This is a genomic window from Micromonospora sp. NPDC018662, from assembly GCF_044391475.1.
Classification (GTDB): domain Bacteria; phylum Actinomycetota; class Actinomycetes; order Mycobacteriales; family Micromonosporaceae; genus Micromonospora.
The window spans coordinates 132805-151085 of the sequence record NZ_JBISAC010000004.1 but is presented as its reverse complement, the minus strand read 5'-3'; the positions used below and the strand labels follow the sequence as shown (position 1 = coordinate 151085).

At 72.6% G+C, this 18281-nt stretch carries 17 protein-coding genes; 11 read left to right on the top strand and 6 right to left on the bottom strand.

Features of this window, described 5'->3' with window-relative positions:
* The first annotated feature begins 133 nt into the window (after positions 1-133).
* Genes ACH495_RS14340 through ACH495_RS14325 form a run of 4 tightly spaced genes read left to right on the top strand, consistent with a single transcriptional unit; the run spans position 134 to position 4820 of the window.
* The gene (locus ACH495_RS14340) at positions 134-1375 is read left to right on the top strand and encodes an extracellular solute-binding protein (protein ID WP_396858171.1); all 1242 of its coding nucleotides are present in this window, start codon (positions 134-136) and stop codon (positions 1373-1375) included.
* A 4-nt stretch (positions 1376-1379) separates the two neighbouring features.
* Complete coding sequence (locus tag ACH495_RS14335) at positions 1380-2264, top strand: carbohydrate ABC transporter permease (protein ID WP_396858170.1); 885 nt, start codon at positions 1380-1382, stop codon at positions 2262-2264.
* Positions 2264-3091, top strand: a complete 828-nt coding sequence (locus ACH495_RS14330; RefSeq protein WP_396858169.1) for a carbohydrate ABC transporter permease — start codon at positions 2264-2266, stop codon at positions 3089-3091. The genes ACH495_RS14335 and ACH495_RS14330 overlap by 1 nt, the downstream gene beginning before the upstream one ends.
* A gap of 25 nt (positions 3092-3116) precedes the next feature.
* Positions 3117-4820, top strand: a complete 1704-nt coding sequence (locus tag ACH495_RS14325; RefSeq protein ID WP_396858168.1) for an amylo-alpha-1,6-glucosidase — start codon at positions 3117-3119, stop codon at positions 4818-4820.
* A 19-nt stretch (positions 4821-4839) separates the two neighbouring features.
* On the opposite strand, the gene ACH495_RS14320 is transcribed toward ACH495_RS14325, so the two are convergent.
* A complete protein-coding gene (locus ACH495_RS14320) occupies positions 4840-5865 on the bottom strand; it encodes a LacI family DNA-binding transcriptional regulator (RefSeq protein WP_396858167.1) in 1026 nt (341 codons plus the stop codon).
* 164 nt (positions 5866-6029) lie between these two features.
* Here ACH495_RS14320 and ACH495_RS14315 point away from each other — a divergent pair, with 164 nt between their 5' ends.
* Positions 6030-8426 carry an RICIN domain-containing protein gene (locus tag ACH495_RS14315; RefSeq protein WP_396858166.1) on the top strand — a complete coding sequence of 799 codons (2397 nt, stop codon included), beginning with the start codon at positions 6030-6032 and terminating at the stop codon, positions 8424-8426.
* A 25-nt stretch (positions 8427-8451) separates the two neighbouring features.
* Positions 8452-9582: a mandelate racemase/muconate lactonizing enzyme family protein gene (locus ACH495_RS14310; protein ID WP_396858165.1), complete on the top strand. Its 1131-nt coding sequence runs from the start codon at positions 8452-8454 to the stop codon at positions 9580-9582.
* Between the two features lies 1 nt (position 9583).
* Here ACH495_RS14310 and ACH495_RS14305 read toward each other — a convergent pair whose 3' ends face one another.
* The 4 genes from ACH495_RS14305 to ACH495_RS14290 form a co-directional block, all read right to left on the bottom strand.
* Positions 9584-10336: a FadR/GntR family transcriptional regulator gene (locus tag ACH495_RS14305; RefSeq protein WP_396858164.1), complete on the bottom strand. Its 753-nt coding sequence runs from the start codon at positions 10334-10336 to the stop codon at positions 9584-9586.
* A 50-nt stretch (positions 10337-10386) separates the two neighbouring features.
* Complete coding sequence (locus ACH495_RS14300) at positions 10387-10854, bottom strand: hypothetical protein (RefSeq protein WP_396858163.1); 468 nt, start codon at positions 10852-10854, stop codon at positions 10387-10389.
* 31 nt (positions 10855-10885) lie between these two features.
* Positions 10886-11383: a YcxB family protein gene (locus ACH495_RS14295; RefSeq protein WP_396858162.1), complete on the bottom strand. Its 498-nt coding sequence runs from the start codon at positions 11381-11383 to the stop codon at positions 10886-10888.
* 75 nt (positions 11384-11458) lie between these two features.
* Complete coding sequence (locus tag ACH495_RS14290; protein ID WP_396858161.1) at positions 11459-12031, bottom strand: DUF3455 domain-containing protein; 573 nt, start codon at positions 12029-12031, stop codon at positions 11459-11461.
* Positions 12032-12195: 164 nt separating this feature from the next.
* On the opposite strand from ACH495_RS14290, the gene ACH495_RS14285 reads away from it, so the two are divergent.
* The 5 genes from ACH495_RS14285 to rox all read left to right on the top strand — a co-directional run bounded on the left by ACH495_RS14285 (position 12196) and on the right by rox (position 16954).
* The gene (locus ACH495_RS14285) at positions 12196-12447 is read left to right on the top strand and encodes a hypothetical protein (RefSeq protein WP_396858586.1); all 252 of its coding nucleotides are present in this window, start codon (positions 12196-12198) and stop codon (positions 12445-12447) included.
* 193 nt (positions 12448-12640) lie between these two features.
* The gene (locus tag ACH495_RS14280; protein WP_396858567.1) at positions 12641-13948 is read left to right on the top strand and encodes a cellulose binding domain-containing protein; all 1308 of its coding nucleotides are present in this window, start codon (positions 12641-12643) and stop codon (positions 13946-13948) included.
* Between the two features lie 187 nt (positions 13949-14135).
* A complete protein-coding gene (locus ACH495_RS14275) occupies positions 14136-14555 on the top strand; it encodes a PPOX class F420-dependent oxidoreductase (protein WP_396858160.1) in 420 nt (139 codons plus the stop codon).
* A 22-nt stretch (positions 14556-14577) separates the two neighbouring features.
* Complete coding sequence (locus tag ACH495_RS14270; protein WP_396858159.1) at positions 14578-15312, top strand: hypothetical protein; 735 nt, start codon at positions 14578-14580, stop codon at positions 15310-15312.
* Positions 15313-15478: 166 nt separating this feature from the next.
* Positions 15479-16954, top strand: coding sequence for a rifampin monooxygenase (rox, locus tag ACH495_RS14265; protein ID WP_396858158.1), 1476 nt, complete (start codon positions 15479-15481; stop codon positions 16952-16954).
* Positions 16955-17051: 97 nt separating this feature from the next.
* Here rox and ACH495_RS14260 read toward each other — a convergent pair whose 3' ends face one another.
* Positions 17052-18260 carry a cellulose-binding domain-containing protein gene (locus ACH495_RS14260; protein WP_396858157.1) on the bottom strand — a complete coding sequence of 403 codons (1209 nt, stop codon included), beginning with the start codon at positions 18258-18260 and terminating at the stop codon, positions 17052-17054.
* Positions 18261-18281 lie beyond the last annotated feature (21 nt).

Genomic DNA, 18281 nt, shown 5'->3' with positions numbered 1-18281 from the left:
ATAAATGTCAACGTGATGACCGGCCGATGACGATGTCGTTTTGTGAGCAGGCATCGAGCATCTTGACCGTCCGATCGGAGCGGCCTATGTTCGGTCGAACCGATTCGCGAACGCTTTCCGAGGGGGCCACCGCATGACGACATCCGCGTGGCGGCGGGGCGTGGCCGGCGCCGTCCTGACCGCTCTCGTCCTCGCCGGCAGCGCCTGCGCCGCGACGGACGGTCCGGACGGCACCGCCGGTGCGTCCACCTACACCGTCTGGGACCCGTATCCGCAGTTCGCCGCCGGGTCCGACTGGGAGAAGCTGCTCCAGAGCTGCGGCAGCGCGGCGGGCGTGACGGTGCGCCGCACCGGCTACGACACCACGGACCTGACCAACAAGGCGCTGCTCGCGGCCCAGCAGAGCAACTCGCCCGACGTGCTGGTCATCGACAATCCGGTGATCTCGACACTGGCCCGGGCCGGCGCGCTGACCTCGACCGACGAGACCGGGCTGGACACCTCCGCGTCCGCGCCCAACCTGCTCGGCGCCGGCCGGCTCGACGGCCAGACCTACGGCGTCCCGATCGGCGCCAACACGCTCGCGCTCTGGTACAACAAGGACCTGCTGGGTCGCGCCGGCGTGGACGTCGCGTCGGTGACGGACTGGCCCTCGCTGACCGCCGCGCTGGCGAAGGTCACGAGCGCCGGCAAGAAGGGCATCACGTTCTCGGCGATCGGCACCGAGGAGGGCAGCTTCCAGTTCCTGCCCTGGTTCTGGGGTTCCGGCGCCCGCCTCACCGCGCTGGACTCCCCGCCGGCGGTGTCCGCGCTGACGCTGTGGAAGGACTGGCTGACCCGGGGGTACGCGCCGAACTCCGTCATCAACAACACCCAGACCACCAGTTGGCAGGAGTTCGCCGGCGGCGACTACGCGTTCGCCGAGAACGGCACCTGGCAGCGCGCCAACGCCGAGAAGCTCGGCTTCGCGTACGGGATCGTCCCGGTGCCGGCCAGCGCCGGCGGCACCGCGCCGGCCCCGACCGGCGGTGAGTTCGTCTCCGTCCCGGTGCAGCACGACACCGGCCGGTACGACGTCTCGCGCCGGCTGGTGACGTGCCTGACCAGCCCGGACAACCTGCTGACCACCGACACCACGCTGTCGTACGTCGCGCCCGTGGCGGCGGTCCAGGAGAAGCAGGTCGCGGCGGATCCCGCGCTGAAGGTGTGGGTCGACGCGGTGAACGCCGCCAAGGGCCGCACCGGCGACGACCTGGGCACGCGATACCCGAAGATCTCCGAGCAGCTCTGGACCGCCGTGCAGGGCGCGCTCAGCGGCGCGAAGACGCCGCAGGCCGCGCTCTCCGCCGCCCAGCGCGCGGCCGCCGCCAAGTAGCTCGATGAGCGGACACCGCACCGACCGGTGGACGGCGTGGGCGTTCCTCGCCCCGGTCACGGTCTACCTGCTGGCCTTCTACGCCTACCCGCTCTACCGCAACATCGAGCTGAGCCTGCGGAGCTACACGGTCCGGTCGTTCGTCTCCGGCGGCGCCCCGTTCGCCGGGCTGGACAACTACCGCGACGTGGTCACCCACCCGACGTTCCTGCCGGCGCTCGCGCACACGGCGGTGTTCACGGCGGTGTCGCTGCTGTTCCAGTTCGCCATCGGGCTGGCGCTCGCGGTCTTCTTCCACCGGCACTTCCCGCTCTCGCGGACGCTGCGGGCGCTGTTCCTCGTACCCTGGCTGCTGCCGCTGATCGTCTCGGCCTCCACCTGGTCGTGGATGCTGAACAGCGACGCCGGCGTGGTCAACGCCGCGCTCGGCGCGCTGGGCCTGGACCCGGTCCACTGGCTGACGTCGCCGCGCTGGTCACTGGTCTCGGTGATCATCGCGAACATCTGGATCGGCATCCCGTTCAACCTGGTGGTCCTCCACAGCGGCCTCCAGGCGATCCCGGCCGACGTGTACGAGGCCGCGGCGCTGGACGGGGCGAGCGGACCGCAACGGTTCTGGCGGATCACGTTCCCGCTGCTCCGGCCGGTGTCGGCGATCACCCTGCTGCTCGGGCTGATCTACACGCTGAAGGTCTTCGACATCATCTGGATCATGACGCGGGGCGGCCCGACCGACTCGTCCACGACGTTCGCCACCTGGTCCTACCGGCTCGGCTTCGGCAGCCTGCTGCCCGAGTTCGGGCCGGGCGCGGCGGTCGGCAACCTGCTGATCGTCGTCGCCCTCGGGTTCGGGTTGGGCTACGTCCGGGCCCAGCGGAGGCCGCGGTGATGACGGGCGGACGTGCCCGTGGTGGCTGGTGGCGCACCGGCCTGGGCGTGGTGTTCACCGCGCTGATGCTGTTCCCCGTCTACTGGATGGTCAACGTGTCCCTCACCCGGGACACCGACCTGCGGGCCGACCCGCCGCACCTGTTCCCCGCGCACGGCACCGTCGAGGGCTACCAGGTGGCGCTGCGGGACCAGTTGCCGTACCTGGGAACGAGCCTGCTCGTCGGGCTCGGCACCGTGGCGCTGACCGTGGCCCTCGCCGCCCCCGCCGGGTACGCCCTGGCCGTCCTGCGTCCGGTCGGCGGCGGCGTGCTCCGCTTCGTGCTGCTGATCGCGCAGATGATCCCCGGGATCATCATGGCGATGGGGTTCTACGCCGCCTATCTCCGGCTCGGCATGCTCAACTCGGCGGCCGGTCTGGTGCTGGCCGACTCCACCATCGCCGTGCCGTTCGGCGTGCTGATCTTCACGGCGTTCATGTCCGGCATCCCGGGCGAGGTGCTGCAGGCCGCCACGGTGGACGGCGCGAGCCGGTGGCGGACGTTCCGGTCGGTGGTGCTGCCGCTGAGCCGAAGCTCGATCATCACCGTGTCGCTGTTCGCGTTCCTCTGGGCCTGGTCGGACTTCCTGTTCGCGTCCACGCTGGACGCCGGTGGCGCGGCCCGGCCGGTCACGCTCGGCATCTACCGCTACATCGGCAACAACAACCAGCAGTGGAACGCCATCATGGCGACCGCCGTGATCGCCTCCGTCCCGGCCACCGTCCTGCTGATCGTGGCCCAGCGGTACGTCGCCGCGGGCGTGACAGCCGGCGCCGTCAAGGACTGACACCTCAGAAAGGCAGCCACCCCAGATGACCGTCGCCCCCTCCGGCCCGGCGTTCTGCGTCCGGGAGATCCCGTTCAGCCACCGCGGGTCCTGGCTCAGCGTCTCCCCGGTGATCGCCGAGAACAGCTACGCCGAGGACCTGCACCTGGTCTCGCACCGCAACGGCATGCATCCGGTGCTCCGGTTCACCGCGCCGGCCGACGCCGAGGTGACGGCCCGACCGGCGCTGCTGAGCTGGCACGACCGGGCCGGCCGGGTCGAGTTGGCCTACGCGGGCCCGGACACGCTCCGGCTCCGTGGCCGCGGGGCCGGGCTGCGGATCAGCGCCGCCGCCACCACCCTCACCCCGTTCAGCGGGACCTACCTCTACGACGACCCGGTGGACTCCGCGTTCGTGTTCACCTCGTACGAGACCGGCCGCCGGTACCGGGTCACCGTGCTCACCGGCGCCGCCGAGGCGGTCGGGGCACAGGCGCTCGGCACCGCGGCCCGCGGCGTGGTCCTGCCGGCCGACCGGCCGTGGGAGGTCGCGATCGAGGAGTACGCGACGGCCCGCCGACCGTACGCGGCCGACGCCGACTTCGACGACCTGGTCGCCGCCGCCCACGCGGACTTCACCGCGTTCGTCGAGGCGGTCGCCCCGTGGCGCGGCCCGGAGACCCCGGCCGCCGAGCTGGCCGGGTACGTGTTGTGGTCGGCCACGGTGGCACCGGCCGGCTTCGTCACCCGGCCCGCCACGCTGATGTCGAAGCACTGGATGAACAAGGTGTGGAGCTGGGACCACTGCTTCAACGCGCTCGCGCTCGCCCCCGGGCACGCCGAACTCGCCCGGCACCAGTTCCACCTGCCGTTCGACCATCAGGACCCCGCCGGCGCGCTGCCCGACTCGGTGACGCACTCGGAGGTCCTGCACAACTTCGTCAAGCCGCCCGTCCACGGCTGGGCGTGGCGGCAGCTACGGCGGCGGTCCGGTCGGGCGGTACCACGCGCGGAACTGGTCGAGGTCTACGAGCGGCTGACCCGGTGGACCACCTTCTGGCTGGACCACCGGCGGGCGCCGGGCCGGCCGCTGCCGCACTACCAGCACGGCAACGACAGCGGCTGGGACAACGCCACGACCTTCGACGGCGACCGGGTGATCGAGGCCCCCGACCTCGCCGCCCTGCTGGTGACGCAACTGGACTGCCTCGCGGAGCTGGCCACCGAACTCGACCGCTCGGCGGCGGCGACGCGGTGGGCCGATGTCGCCGGCGAGGTCCGCGAGGCGCTGCTGAACGAGCTGTGGACCGGGGAGCGGTTCACGGTCCGGAGCGCGCGGACCGGGCAGGCCAGGTCCAGCACCAGCTTGCTCGACCTCATGCCGATCGTGCTCGGCGAGACGCTCCCGGCCGACGTCGCCGCCACGCTCGCCCGCCGGATCGAGGCCCACCTCACCGAGCACGGGCTGGCCACCGAGCCCCTGGACTCCCCGCACCACGTGGCCGACGGCTACTGGCGCGGCCCGATCTGGGCCCCGGCCACCGTCCTGGTCGAGGACGGCCTGCGCCGGGCCGGACACACCGCGCTCGCCGACGAGATCAGCCGACGGTTCCGGCTCCTGTGCGAACGGTCCGGCTTCGCCGAGAACTTCGACGCCAAGACCGGCGCGGGCCTGCGGGACCGCGCGTACACCTGGACCGCGAGCGGCTATCTGCTGCTCGCCGGCGACGACCGCCGGCGGCGGGGGTGAGCGGAAGGCCTCGGCGCGGTCAGGGCGCGGCCCGGCGCGTCGGCGCCGGGCCGGTGCTGGCCCGCAGCGAGATCGGCGGGCGGTAGAGCCGGTGCCGTGGCGCGGTCCCGGGCGTGGCGATCCGCTCCAGCAGGAGCGACACCGCCTCGGCGCCCATGTCGACGATCGGCACGTCCGCCGCGGTCAGCGGCGGACGGAAGTTCTCCGCCCAGTGCCGCGCGGCGACCCCGGTGAGGGAGAAGTCGCGCGGCACCACGAGCCCGGCGGACTCCAGCGCCCGCTGCATGCCGGGCAGGGCCGCCTCGTTGACGGTGGCCACGGCCGTGACCTCGGGACGGGTCGCCAGCAGTTCCTCGACGCACGCCTCGCCGGCGGCGACGTCGTCGCCGCAGCAGACGTCGATGCCGGTCAGGCCGCGTTCGGCGACGGCCGCGGCGAAGCCGGTCAGCGCCCGGCAGCCGGGGCCGTAGCCGGCGGCGACGAGTTCCGCCGAGCGGTTGACCAGGGCGACGTGCCGGTGCCCCAGGTCGGCCAGGTGGTGCACGCAACTGGCGATGAGGCCGCCGTAGTCCACGTCCACCCAGCTCGTCCCGGCCGGTTGGGCGGTGCGCCCGATGGTCACGAACGGCAGGCCGGTCTGCTCCAGCCGGGTCACCCGCTCGTCGGTGAGCCGGATCTCCATCAGGACGACCCCGTCGACGCGGCGGCCGGTGACGATCCGTTCGAACGACCGGTCGTGGTCTCCGCCGGAGGGCGACAGCAGCACGTCGAGGTCGGCCCGGGCGGCGGCCTCGACCACGCTGGCGACGAAGCCGAGCTGCATGTCGGTGAGGCGTCGGCTGGCGGGCGGGATGACCAGGCCGAGGGTCCGGGTCCGGCCCTCCTTGAGGGCCCGCGCGCTGGCGTTGGGGCGGTAGTCCAGCTCGTCGATGACGGCCTGGATCCGCTGCCGGGTGGACGCCGAGACCGGCCGCTTGCCGCTCAGCACGTACGACACCGTGCTGCGGGACACCCCGGCCCGCCGAGCGATCTCACCGATGTTCATCCCGCTCCCGGCAACGGTCGTCGAATCGGTTCACCTGGTGGGACGACCCTAGGTCGGGCCGGTGACGGGTGTCAACGCACGCGTCCCGCGCATCATCGACTTGCTTCGATATTGGCCAATGTCTAACATGAGACGTCATACCTGTAGACGCCGCTGGAGGTCCCGTGAACGCATCCGCCCTGCGACGGTCGGCCGTGACCGGCCTCGCGCTGGCCACGGCGGTCGCCGGCGTCGCCGTCGCGGCCTTCGCCCCGGCCGCCTCGGCCGCCGCCACCACGCTGTACGCGTCCCCCGGCGGCACCGGCAGCGGCTGCACCGCCGCCCAGCCCTGCTCGCTGTCCACCGCCCAGGCCACGGTGCGCTCGCTGGCCGGCGGCATGACTGACGACATCGTGGTGCAGCTCTCCGACGGCGTCTACCGGGTGACGTCGCCGCTGACGTTCGGCGCGGCCGACTCCGGCACGAACGGCCACACCGTGCGCTGGCAGGCCGCCACCGGGGCGCACCCGGTGATCAGCGGCGCGAGACAGGTGACCGGCTGGTCCGTCGCGGACGCCGGCCGCAACATCTGGCGGGCGAGCGTCGGCGCCGGGCAGGACACCCGGCAGCTCTACGTCGACGGGCAACTGGCCACCCGGGCCCGGACGGCGGTGAGCCGGTCGGACTTCAGCGCGTCGGCCACCGGCCTGCGGATCACCAACGGCAACCTGAACTACCTGAACAACCTCGCCAACGCCAACCGGGTCGAGGTGGAGGGCATCAACTCGTTCACCGACCGGTACTCGCCGGTGCAGAGCATCAACGGCGGCCTGCTCACCATGGCGCAGCCGGCCTGGAACAACAACAACTTCGGCTACGACACCCTGATGAACCCGTTCCGGGCCGGCCCGTTCTACCTGGTGAACGCGTACGAGTTCCTCGACTCCCCCGGCGAGTGGTACGTCGACACCGGCACCGGCACGCTCTCCTACATCCCGCGCTCCGGGCAGAACATGTCCACCGTGGACGTCGAGTTCCCGATGACGCAGTCGCTGGTCACCGTGGGCGGCAGCTACGCCAGCCCGGCACACCACATCGCGTTCTCCGGCCTCACCTTCACCGGCACCAGCTGGCTGGGCCCCAGCAGCAACCAGGGCTGGGTCGACCAGCAGACCGGGTCCTACATCGCCGGAAACTGGTCCTGGCCCGCGTGGGGCTCCTGCACCTCCGGCTGCCAGCAGTTCGAGGCGGCCCGGCCGAGCTGGTCCCAGATGCCCGCCGCGGTGCAGATCTCGGCCGCCAACACCATCACGTTCAGCGACTCCCAGTTCGTCAACCTGGGCCAGACGGCCGTGGGCATCGGCAACGACGCCAACGCGCACACCACCGGCGTCGGGCTGGGCGCCAGCAACATCACCGTCACCCGGTCCGAGATCGCCCGCAACGCCGCCGGCGGCTTCGTCATCGGCGGCGTACGCGCCGACGCCCACCACCCGAGCGACGCCCGGATGACCAACCGGGACATCACCGTCAGCAACAACCGGATCCACGACCTCGGCCTGGACTACCGCGGCATCAGCTCGGTGCTGCCCACGTACGTCACCAACGCCACGATCAGCCACAACGAGATCTACAACCTGCCGTACTCCGGCCTGACGATCGGGTACGGCTGGGGGGCCAACGACGCCGGCGGCAACAACGAGTACGCCCGTCGTGGCCTGTACAACTACCAGCCCCGCTACAGCACCCCGACCACCGCGTCGAACAACCGGGTGATCGGCAACTACGTCCACGACGTGATGCAGCAGATGAACGACGGCGGGTGCATCTACACCCTGGGCTGGGACCCGAACGCGCTGATCAGCGAGAACTACTGCCTGCGGACCAACGGCTACTTCGGCGTCTACTTCGACGAGGGCTCCAAGTACTACACCGTCACCAACAACGTCTTCTCCAACACCGGCACCTGGGCCACCGCCAACTACTGGGGCGGCGAGAACATGGGCAACTGGACGCTCACCAACAACTGGTCGACCAACAACAGCACCAACGTCACCAACGGCGACCGGGGCAACGTGGTCTCCGGCAACACGACGGTGAGCAACGGCAACTGGCCGACCGGCGCGCAGACCGTGATGAACGCCGCCGGCCCGCAGGGCTCCGGCGGCCCGACCACGCCGCCGCCGACCGGCACCGCCCAGCAGATCGTCGGCGGGCAGTCCGGCCGCTGCGTGGACGTGCCCAACTCGTCCACCACGAACGGCACCCAGGTGCAGCTCTGGGACTGCGGCAGCGCCACCGGGCAACGCTGGACCGTCACCGCCGGCCGACAGCTCCAGGTGTACGGCACCAAGTGCCTGGACGCCAACGGCCAGGGCACCAGCAACGGCACCGCGGTCATCATCTGGGACTGCAACGGCCAGCCCAACCAGCAGTGGACCGTCAACGCCAACGGCACCATCACCGGCCAGCAGTCCGGGCTCTGCCTGGACGCCAACGCCGCCGGCACCGCCAACGGCACCAAGCTGATCCTGTGGGCCTGCAACGGCGGCGCCAACCAACAGTGGAGCCTGCGCGGTTGACCGGGGCCAGTGGCGAGGAGACGACGTGAAGGTCACCGGCTACCGCAGCCTCACCACCGCGCACGACTGGGGGCGGCTGATCGGCGACGCCAACGGGGTGATGCCGGAGACCCGTACCGACGTGCCCGTGCTGATCCTGGAGACCGACGCCGGTCTGGAGGGCGTCGGTCTCGGCCCGCACGGGGACGTCGAGCGGGTCTTCCGCGCGGTCGAGGGCGCCGATCCCCGCGCCGCCCCGGCGCTCTACGACCGGATGCTCAACCAGGTGTTCAAGACCGGTCACGCGGGCGCGACGTTCGGCACCATCGGCGCGCTCGACATGGCGTTGTGGGACCTCAAGGCGAAGGCGGCCGACGAACCGCTCTGGCGCACCGTCGGCGCCGCCGACCGGTTCGTCCCCGGCTACGCCTCCGGGCTCGACATCGCGCTCGACGACGACGCGCTCGCGCGCCTGTACGAGCGATTCGCCGACCGCGGCTTCCGCGCCGCCAAGCTCAAGGGCGGCCACGACGTCGAGCGGGACCGACGCCGGCTGGAGGCGGTCCGGGAGATCCTCGGCCGCAACACCAGCCGCCCGGCGCTGATGCTCGACGCCAACGAGGCGTGGAACCGCGCCCAGGCCGTCCGGTTCGTCACCGCGCTGGAGCGTACCGTCGACCTGACCTGGGTCGAGGAGCCGGTGCGCCGGTGGGACGCGGCCGGCCTCGCGTCGGTGCGCCACGGCGTCCGGGCGGCGGTCGCCACCGGCGAGAACCTCACCGGCCTGGAACAGTTCCGCCCCCTGCTGGACGCGGACGCCGTCGACGTCGTCCAGGTGGGCAGCGTCTGGGGCATCACCCACTTCCTGCGGACCGCCGCGGTGGCGCACGGGCGCGACCTGCCGGTGAGCCCGGTGGCCTACCACGCCAACCCACTCGCGGCCGCCGCCGCCGCGGTGCCCAACCACCTGTCGTGCGAGGTCCAGGACGTCGGCTGGCCGATCGGGCTGACCGTGGACCAGGAGGTCACGGACGGCGGCATCGTCCTCGGCGACCGGCCCGGCCTGGGCATCCAGGTCGACGAGCAGCGCATCGCGACCGCCCGGGTGCCCGCCTCGGCCGTCGGACCGCACGTCCGGCCCGACCGGGCCGGCCTGCGGCTCGTCCCCGACCCCTGAGCTACCGTGCCTCGCCGCCGCCCGGCCCCGCCAGCCGGCGCCGCTGCCACGAGGTGACGATGTGGTCCCGCATCGCGCGTTCGGCGGCGGCCACGTCCTGGCGGGAGATGGCGTCGACCACCCGCGCGTGCTCGTCGAGCGTCGACTCGAACGCGCTCTCGTACGCCATGCCGTGGAAGCGGTTGCTCTCCATCGCCCGCCGGTAGAGGCGCTTGCAGATGTTCTCCGCCAGACGGTTGCCGGACAGCTCCATGACGGTGAAGTGGAAGACCACGTCCGCCTGGCGGAACGAGTCGGTCTCGTGCCGGATCTCGCGCATCGCGGCGAGCGCGTGCTCGACCCGGGTCAGCTCCTCCGGCGTACGCCGGCTCGCCAGCGTGCCCGCCATCGCCGCCTCCAGGCTGCCCCGGACGACCGTCAGCTCGTCCAGCACGCCCAACGACTCGTCGTTGTCGATGAGCGCGGAGAGCACCACCGGATCCAGCATGTTCCACGAGCCGACCCGGGCCACCTGGGTGCCCCGGCCCTGCGAGACCACCACCAGGCCCTTCTCCTCGAGCCGCTTCACCGACTCCCGGATCACCGTCCGGCTGACGCCGAAGTGCTCGCTGAGCGGCCCCTCCGGCGGAAGGAGCTGCCCCGCGCCGAGTTGGCCGGTGACGATGAGCTCGACCAGCTCACTCACCACCGCCACCCCCAACCGTTCCGCCGGGCGGCGGGGCGGGAAGGCGATCCCGTCCAGGCGAGCCGTCATGACCACACCCTAGTGCAGCGCCACGCTGGCCCTTCGGCGTCGCGACCGGATCACGCGGTGAGCAGCCGCTCGATCCGCGCGTACTCGGCGGACATCTCGGGGGTGGCCAGGAAGTCGTCGAGGTCGGCCGGGACCCGGTAGTCGACCTGCTCGACCGCGCGGACGGCCAGCTCGTGGATCTCGTCGCGCCGGCCCGTCTCCAGATAGGTCGTCCAGTGTTCGAGCGCCGAGACGGCGATGAGGAGTTCCGGGTCCATGTCCCCGTCGCTCAAAACGCCGTCGTCGATGCGCGTGAGCAGCGCGCGCAGGTCGGCCGCGCCGGCCGTCGCGGCGTTCGCCCGGGCGACGGCGAACGCCGCCGACGCGGCGTCGTCGAGTTCGCCCGCGGCGGCGATCCCGGGCAGTTCCTCGTCCCGGACGACCCGGGCCACCGTCTCGGCGCCGAAGGCGCGGAGAGCCTCCTCGCGGGCACCGGCGACCAACCGGCGGACGGCCGCCTCGAATTCCTGGTATCTCACGGCCGCAGTCTAGGGACGGCCACCGACGGGTTCACCGGGACCGGAGCAGGCCGCGTCCGGCCAGGAACGCGCGCAGCGTCTCCGCGTCCCCGGCGGACATCAGCCAACGCGGGATCACGGTGGCCGGCATCCGGCCGACGTACACGATCCAGAACTCCGGGGTGTCCGTCACCCGGGTGACGCCGTCCCACGCGATGCCGCCGGACTCCGCGCCGCTGCGCATCATGATGTTGTCGTCGGTGATGTCGTAGCCGCCCTCGACCGCGTAGTCACCGGAGCGGCGGCGGGCGCGCCACCGGACCCACGGTGAGTACAGCATCGACAGCAGGCCGGCCACGAGCATCGACGTCCACAGCGGCGCGGCCCGATCGCCCCACCCGAACGCCCCCGAGGCGACCAGACCGACCACCCCGACCGCCGCCAGCACCGCGCCGAGGCGGCCGAAGGGGCGCAGCCGGACCCCGCTGAGCGCGGCGGCCACCCGGCCCGGGTAGGCGGGATCGGCCGGTACGTCGAAACGGATGTGCACGCCTCGCACCCTAGTGGCCGCGTCCGTCCCCGGCACTCACCGGAAGGCCGGGGACGGACGCGGCGGGCGGGGCGGCTACCGCGGCGCGGACCAGAAGACGTAGACCGCGCCGTACGGCACGGCCGCCGTCGTACCGTACGCGCAGGCGCCGGACGGGGCGACGCCGCCCGACGTCAGAAGCCGGTTGACGTACGCGACATGGTCGAGGATGCCGGCGCCGGCGTGGGAGTCGACCGTGAGCAGCAACTCGGGGATCGTCCCCGGGCGCGGGCTCTCCGCGGTCTTCTTCGCCGTGATCAGCGAGCCGTCACGTTCCGACTGCCAGCTCGGGCCCTTGAAGTGGTGGACCCGGCCGCCCGTGCCGATCAGCTCGGCCTCCGGCACGGACGCGCCGGTGAACACGCCGCCGGCGCACGTGTAGGTCTGCGTTCCGCTCGTGACCACGTACGCGCCGACCGGGCGGGATCCCGCCGGCGGCCGGATCGCCGGGGCGATGCGCGGGACGTGGAGCCGGTGGGCGCCGACGGCGGCCGGCGCCGGCGCCTCGGCGGCCGACGCCGGGCGGGTCGACGCGCCGGTCGCCGCCAGGACACCGGCCACGCCGACGGCCGAGAGCGCCCGGGCCCGGGAACGAGTCGTACTGAGCATGCGAACCCTCCGTTCGAGGCAGGCGCACCCGCGCCTCCTCCAGTCCTAACGGACCAGCCACCCAAGGCGATCAACCGTCGGCCGAACGTGATCGATCGTTCGGCACCGCGCACCGCGGGGACGCCGGGCGGCGGGCACGAGTTGTGATCGCTCACAGTCGTCACGTGACCGTCGGGTCCGAATTTTTCGGCGAGCACACCGAGAGTTCCGATGAGGCGAAGACGGCTTTCAGGTGCGACTTCGACCGACAGGGCACGAGCCGGCAACCGCCGCTGAAAAGTCCTGCCGACGAGTTTTCCGTAACGCTTGCGGTTGAAGCTGTTATCGATAACCTGCTATCTTTCGGCCTGGGAGCGCAGGGCACGTTCCCGTCACCCGTCGACCGGCGCGGCGCCACAGGGCAGACCGGCCGGTGACCGGTCCGGGCCGTTCCGCCGACGCCAGCCGACCGGAGGTCGCTGCCGGACACCGTTCCGGCCCGGCGCACCGCTCCCCCACGCCACCTCGCAGGCGCCCCCGGCACGGCTCGCGCTCCGGCGGCACGTCGGCGGTCGCCGGGCACCCACGCGCACCCCACCGGCACCACCATCAACGGCACGGAGGCAAGCAATCGTGAAACGTACCCCGCTTCTCCCATCCCTCGCCGCGGCGGCCGTGTTCCTCGCGGCGGCCGCGGGCGGCGTGCTGAGCGGCGGCCTCGGCCCCGCGGCGCAGGCCGCGACGACCGGCACGCTGGCGGCGACCGCCGGCTGCGGCAAGGCCCCCACGCTCACCAACGGGACCCGCACCATCTCCAGCAGCGGCCAGAACCGCAGCTACATCCTGCGGATCCCGGACGGGTACGACCGGAACCACCCCTACCGGCTCGTCTTCGGCTTCCACTGGCTGAACGGCTCGGCGAACAACGTCGCCTCGGCCGGCTACTACGGTCTTCTCCCGCTGTCGAACAACAGCACGATCTTCGTCGCGCCGCAGGGCATCGACAACGGCTGGGCCAACACCAACGGCCGGGACCTGACGCTCTTCGACGACATCTCCCGGCAGGTCGAGAACGACCTCTGCGTCGACACCACCCAACGCTTCGCGCTCGGCTGGAGCTACGGCGGGGCCATGAGCTACGCGGTGGCCTGCGCCCGATCCAGCGTCATCCGTGCGGTCGCCGTGCTGTCCGGCGCGAACCTCAGCGGCTGCAACGGCGGCACCCAGCCGGTGCCCTACTTCGGCATCCACGGCACCCACGACAGCGTGCTGAACATCTCCATGGGCCGGTCGCTGCGCGACACGTTCGTGCGGAACAACGGCTGCACCGCCCAGACCCCGCGCGAACCGGCTTTGAACAGCTTCAGCCACATCACCACCGTCTACTCCGGCTGCCGCGCCGGCTACCCGGTGCAGTGGGCCGCCTTCGACGGCGACCACACGCCGAGCCCGGTGGACGGATCGGGCAGCCCGAACGACTCCCGGACCTGGACCTCGGGGGAGATCTGGCGGTTCTTCAGCCAGTTCCAGTCCACCACCCCGCCGACCACCACCCCGCCCACCACCACGCCGCCGCCGACCAGCACGCCCCCCACCACCGCGCCGCCGACGACGCCTCCGCCGACCGGCGGCACGGGCGCCTGCGCGGCGACCTACCGCACCGTCAACACGTGGCCCGGCGGCTTCCAGGGTGAGGTCACCGTGGCCAACAGCACCGCCGGCATGCTCAACGGCTGGACCGTACGCCTGACCCTGGCCGGCGGCCAGGCCATCAGCAGCCTCTGGAGCGGCGTCAACACGGGCACCACCGGCACCGTCACCGTCCGGAACGCCCCCTACAACGGCACGCTGGGCGCGAACGCGTCGACCACCTTCGGGTTCACCGCCACCGGCGACGGCACCGCCTCGCCCGGCAACCTCACCTGCACCAGTCCCTGAGCAACGGCGGGGGCGGGGGGCGGCCCCCCCCCCCCCCCCCCCCCCCCCCCCCCCGCCCCCCCCCCGCCCCCCCCCCCCCCCCCCCCCCCCCCCCCCCCCCCCCCCCCCCCGCAGCGAGCGGTACGACCGGCGGCGGACCCCGCCGGTACGTACAGTGCGGGAAAGCGCCGTCGTGAAGAGGAGAACCATGTCGAAGCCGCCGCTGCCCGAGCCCGCCGTCGCCATGCTGCGCAAGCCGAACCCCGCCGTGATCGCCACCCTGCGCCCCGACGGGCAGCCGGTCTCCGCGGCCACCTGGTACCTGTGGGACGACGGCCGGATCCTGGTGAACATGGACGAGGGGCGGCGCCGGCTGGGCCACCTGCGCAACGACCCCCGGGTCACCCTCACCGTGCTGGACGAACAGGGCTGGTACACCCACGTCAGCATCATCGGCCACGTCGTGGAGCTGCGCGACGACGAGGGCCTGGCGGACATCGACCGGCTCGCCCGGCACTACACCGGGCAGCCGTACCCGCGCCGGGAACGCGGCCGGGTCAGCGCGTCGATCGAGATCGACCGCTGGCACGGGTGGGGCGCGCTCAAGGACAGCAGCCAGATCGGCTGAGCCGGCCGGGCGAGGAGTTCGCATGTCCGCTCGACCGGGCCGGTGGCGGCGCTGGCGCCTGGTGGTGGCCGGCGTGGTCGTCCTGACGGTGACCGCGACGGTCGCGCTGGTCCTGGCGTACCCGTCGGTCGCCGCCACCACCTGCCCCCGCTGCTACGGGCTGACGCCGGTGCGCGACGGCCTCTACGCCGAACCCGACCTGCCGGACGCCGACCGGCAGCGGCTGATCGAGGTGTACCGCGACGCGAGCCAGCGGGTCGACGACTTCTACCAGGGGCGCGAGAGCGACCCCACCGTGCTCGCCTGCCTCACGTCTCGCTGTTACCGGCGGATCGGGGGCGGCGGCGAGCGGGGGATCGCGATCCGCGACCGGGCGCTGATGCTCTCGCCCCGGGGCATCTCCGCGGTGATCGCGGCACACGAACTCTCGCACGTCGAACTGCACGCCCGCCTCGGTTCCCGGCGTGACGAGGTTCCCCAGTGGTTCGACGAGGGGCTCGCCGTCCTGGTCTCGGACGACCGGCGGTATCTCGCGCCGCCCACCGCCCCGGACCGCTGCCGGGACGCCGCGTCGGGGCCACTGCCGGAGACGCTGGATGCCTGGCTGCGCGCCGCCGGCGCGGACGAGCAGGTGTACGCCAGGGCCGCCTGCCGGGTCCACCGGTGGGTGGCGGCACACGGCGGGCGGGCCGCCGTGCTCGACCTCGTCGATCGGCTCCGCCGAGGTGAACGCTTCGACGCGCTCGTCGGCGACTGAGCCGCGCCGTTCCGGAAAACGAAAGCGTCCCGGGAAAACGAAAGGCAAGGAGCAGAACTCCTTGCCACTATTAACGTATACCGCACCCCCGGGCTTGCGGCAAGACCCCGATCGTGGCGCACAATCGTCCGCCGAGCGCAGAAATCGGCCCACCATGGGGGAATTCATGTTCGATGTGATCATCGTCGGCGGCGGCCCGACCGGCATGATGCTGGCGGGCGAACTGCGCCTGTCCGGCGTCGACGTGCTGGTGCTGGAGAAGGAGACCGAGCCGCCGCCGTTCGTGCGGTCGCTCGGGCTGCACGTCCGCAGCATCGAGATCCTGGACCAACGGGGCCTGCTGGAGCGTTTCCTCGACCACGGCAGGGCATATCCGATCCGTCCCGGCGAGATCCGGGGATTCTTCGCGGGAATCGAGAAGCCCGCGCCCGCCGGGTTGGACACCGCGCACGGATATGTGCTCGGCATTCCGCAGACGCTCACCGACCGGTTGCTCGCCGACCACGCGGCCGAGGCGGGTGCCGAGATCCGGCGCGGCGCGACAGTGGTCGCGCTGGAACAGGACGACGACGGCGTGACCGTCGGCCTCGACGGTGCGACCGCGACGCCGTTGCGGGCGCGGTTCGTCGTCGGCTGCGACGGCGGGCGCAGCACGGTCCGGAAACTGCTCGGGGTCGGGTTCCCCGGTGAGCCCTCGACTGTCGACACGTTGCTGGGCGAGATGGAGGTGACCGCGTCACCGGAGCACATCACCGAGGTGATGACCGAGGTCCGCCGGACGGAGAAGCGGTTCGGGCTGGGGCCGGCCGGCCGGCCGGGCGTGTTCCGGGTGGTCGTGCCGGCGGCGGGCGTGGCCGAGGACCGGGCGACGCCGCCGACGATCGAGGAGTTCCGCCAGCAGCTCCGCCGGTACGCCGACACCGACTTCGGCGTGCACTCCCCCCGCTGGCTGTCGCGCTTCGGCGACGCGACCCGCCAGGCCGACCGCTACCGGGTCGGGCGGGTGTTCCTGGCCGGGGACGCCGCGCACGTCCACCCGCCGATGGGTGGGCAGGGGCTCAACCTCGGCCTCCAGGACGCGTTCAACCTGGGTTGGAAGCTGGCGGCGGCCGTCACCGGCCGGGCGCCGGACGACCTGCTGGACACCTACCACTCCGAACGGCATCCGGTGGCCGCCGACGTGCTGGACAACACCCGCGCGCAGATGCAGCTGACCAGCACCGAGCCCGGGCCGCAGGCGGTCCGGCGGCTGGTGGCGCGGCTGATGGACATCGACGACGTCAACCGGTTCCTCATCGAGAAGATCACCGCGATCGGCGTCCGGTACGACCTCGGTCCGGGCCACGACCTGCTCGGGCGGCGGCTGCGCGACGTCCCGCTCCGGCCCGGGCGCCTGTTCGAGGTGATGCGCACCGGCCGAGGGCTGCTGCTCGACCGGACGGGACGGCTGTCAGTGGCCGGCTGGGCCGACCGGGTCGGCCACGTCGCCGACGCCGACGCCGACCTGGACGTGCCGGCGCTCCTGCTCCGCCCGGACGGGCACGTGGCATGGGTCGGCGACGACCAGCGGACGCTCGACGGGGCGCTGGCCCGGTGGTTCGGCGACAGCCGTGCCGACGTCGACGGCAGTCCGGCCCGCTAACCCTTCCGGCGTCGCACGCCTGGCACGGCGGCCGGACCGTCCGGGGCGTGGTCGCTCGACCGGACCACACCCCGGACCCGTCCGCGTTCTCGACGGGTCAGCAGCCGATCCGGCTGGACCCGACCGCGACGTCGTCGTACCAGAGCGTGTCGGACCCGCCGCCGTAGCTCTCCCAGCCCAGCTTCAGGTCGGTGAGCTGCGGCCGCCAGGTGCGGTTGTACCACTGACCGTCGATGTCGTGCGTCGGTACGCCATCCGCCGTCAGCCCGGCCACGGCGGTGCCGTCCAGCCAGGTACGGAGTTGACCGGCGGAGCCGTCCACCATGAACTCCAGGCAGGCCCACCGGTTGGTGGGCAGCGGCAGGCTCTGCGCCACCCCGGCCGGGCTCTGCTCGGGCAGCGTGGCGTCGTCCGAGGCGCGGTTCCACTGCATGGCGCCGTTCTGGCCGCCCATCCGCAGGTCCTTGTTGCCGTCGGCGGCGTCGGTCATCGCCATCATCGTGGTGTGGTCGGTGGGCTGGGCGGTGGTGTGCCGCACCCAGATCCGGCCGTACCGGACGCTGCCCAGGCTGCCGAGGTTCTTCGTGGACCGGATGAACACGTGGTTGCAGTAGCCGGCGGCGCCGTTGATCCGGACCGCCCGGCCGCCGCTGTGCGTGGTGGTCGTGTCGATGGTGGCCGTGCCCGCGCCGGAGCAGTCCGGGTTCACCACGGTCCAGTCGCCGGACGGCGTGGAGCCGGTCTGGTTCTCGAAGCCGTCGCAGAGCACCGCCCCGGCGCACCCGGCCGGCGGCGGGGTGGTGGGCGGCGGCGCGGTGGTGGGCGGCGTCGAGGTCGGCGGCGCGGTGGTCGGCACCGTCGTGGTGGGCACGCCGGTCGGTCCGGCGCCGTTGCAGGGTAAGCCGTTCAGGCTGAACCCGGTCGGCGCGCCGCCGCCGGTGGCGAACGTGCCCTGCACGCCGAACTCGGTGGAGCCGCCGGCCGGGATGCTGCCGTTGTACGACACGTTGCGGGCGGTCACCGTCGACCCGGACTGGGTGACGGTGGCGTTCCAGCCGTTCGTGACGCGCTGGTCACCGGCGTACGTCCAGGTGACGGTCCAACCGGAGACGGCGGTGTCGCCCGGAGAGACCTTGACCGCGGCGGTGAACCCGCCGGACCACTGGTTGGGCGTGTAGTCGACCCGGCAGCCCTGGGCGGCGGCGGCCGGGCCGGCGAGCACGGCCGTCCCGGTCGCGGCCACGGCGGCGGCCAGCGCGGCGACGGCCGCCAGGGTCGGGGCGGGGCGGGCGCGGAGAATCGTCATGGAGGGGTCCTTCTGCCATCG

Bases quoted from the DNA above. Each gene is read 5' to 3' on its own strand.
- ACH495_RS14340 (WP_396858171.1), top strand. From the start codon at position 134: ATGACGACATCCGCGTGGCGGCGGGGCGTGGCCGGCGCCGTCCTGACC.
- ACH495_RS14335 (WP_396858170.1), top strand. From the start codon at position 1,380: ATGAGCGGACACCGCACCGACCGGTGGACGGCGTGGGCGTTCCTCGCC.
- ACH495_RS14330 (WP_396858169.1), top strand. From the start codon at position 2,264: ATGACGGGCGGACGTGCCCGTGGTGGCTGGTGGCGCACCGGCCTGGGC.
- ACH495_RS14325 (WP_396858168.1), top strand. From the start codon at position 3,117: ATGACCGTCGCCCCCTCCGGCCCGGCGTTCTGCGTCCGGGAGATCCCG.
- ACH495_RS14320 (WP_396858167.1), bottom strand. From the start codon at position 5,865: ATGAACATCGGTGAGATCGCTCGGCGGGCCGGGGTGTCCCGCAGCACG.
- ACH495_RS14305 (WP_396858164.1), bottom strand. From the start codon at position 10,336: ATGACGGCTCGCCTGGACGGGATCGCCTTCCCGCCCCGCCGCCCGGCG.
- ACH495_RS14290 (WP_396858161.1), bottom strand. From the start codon at position 12,031: ATGCTCAGTACGACTCGTTCCCGGGCCCGGGCGCTCTCGGCCGTCGGC.
- ACH495_RS14275 (WP_396858160.1), top strand. From the start codon at position 14,136: ATGTCGAAGCCGCCGCTGCCCGAGCCCGCCGTCGCCATGCTGCGCAAG.
- ACH495_RS14270 (WP_396858159.1), top strand. From the start codon at position 14,578: ATGTCCGCTCGACCGGGCCGGTGGCGGCGCTGGCGCCTGGTGGTGGCC.
- rox (WP_396858158.1), top strand. From the start codon at position 15,479: ATGTTCGATGTGATCATCGTCGGCGGCGGCCCGACCGGCATGATGCTG.
- ACH495_RS14260 (WP_396858157.1), bottom strand. From the start codon at position 18,260: ATGACGATTCTCCGCGCCCGCCCCGCCCCGACCCTGGCGGCCGTCGCC.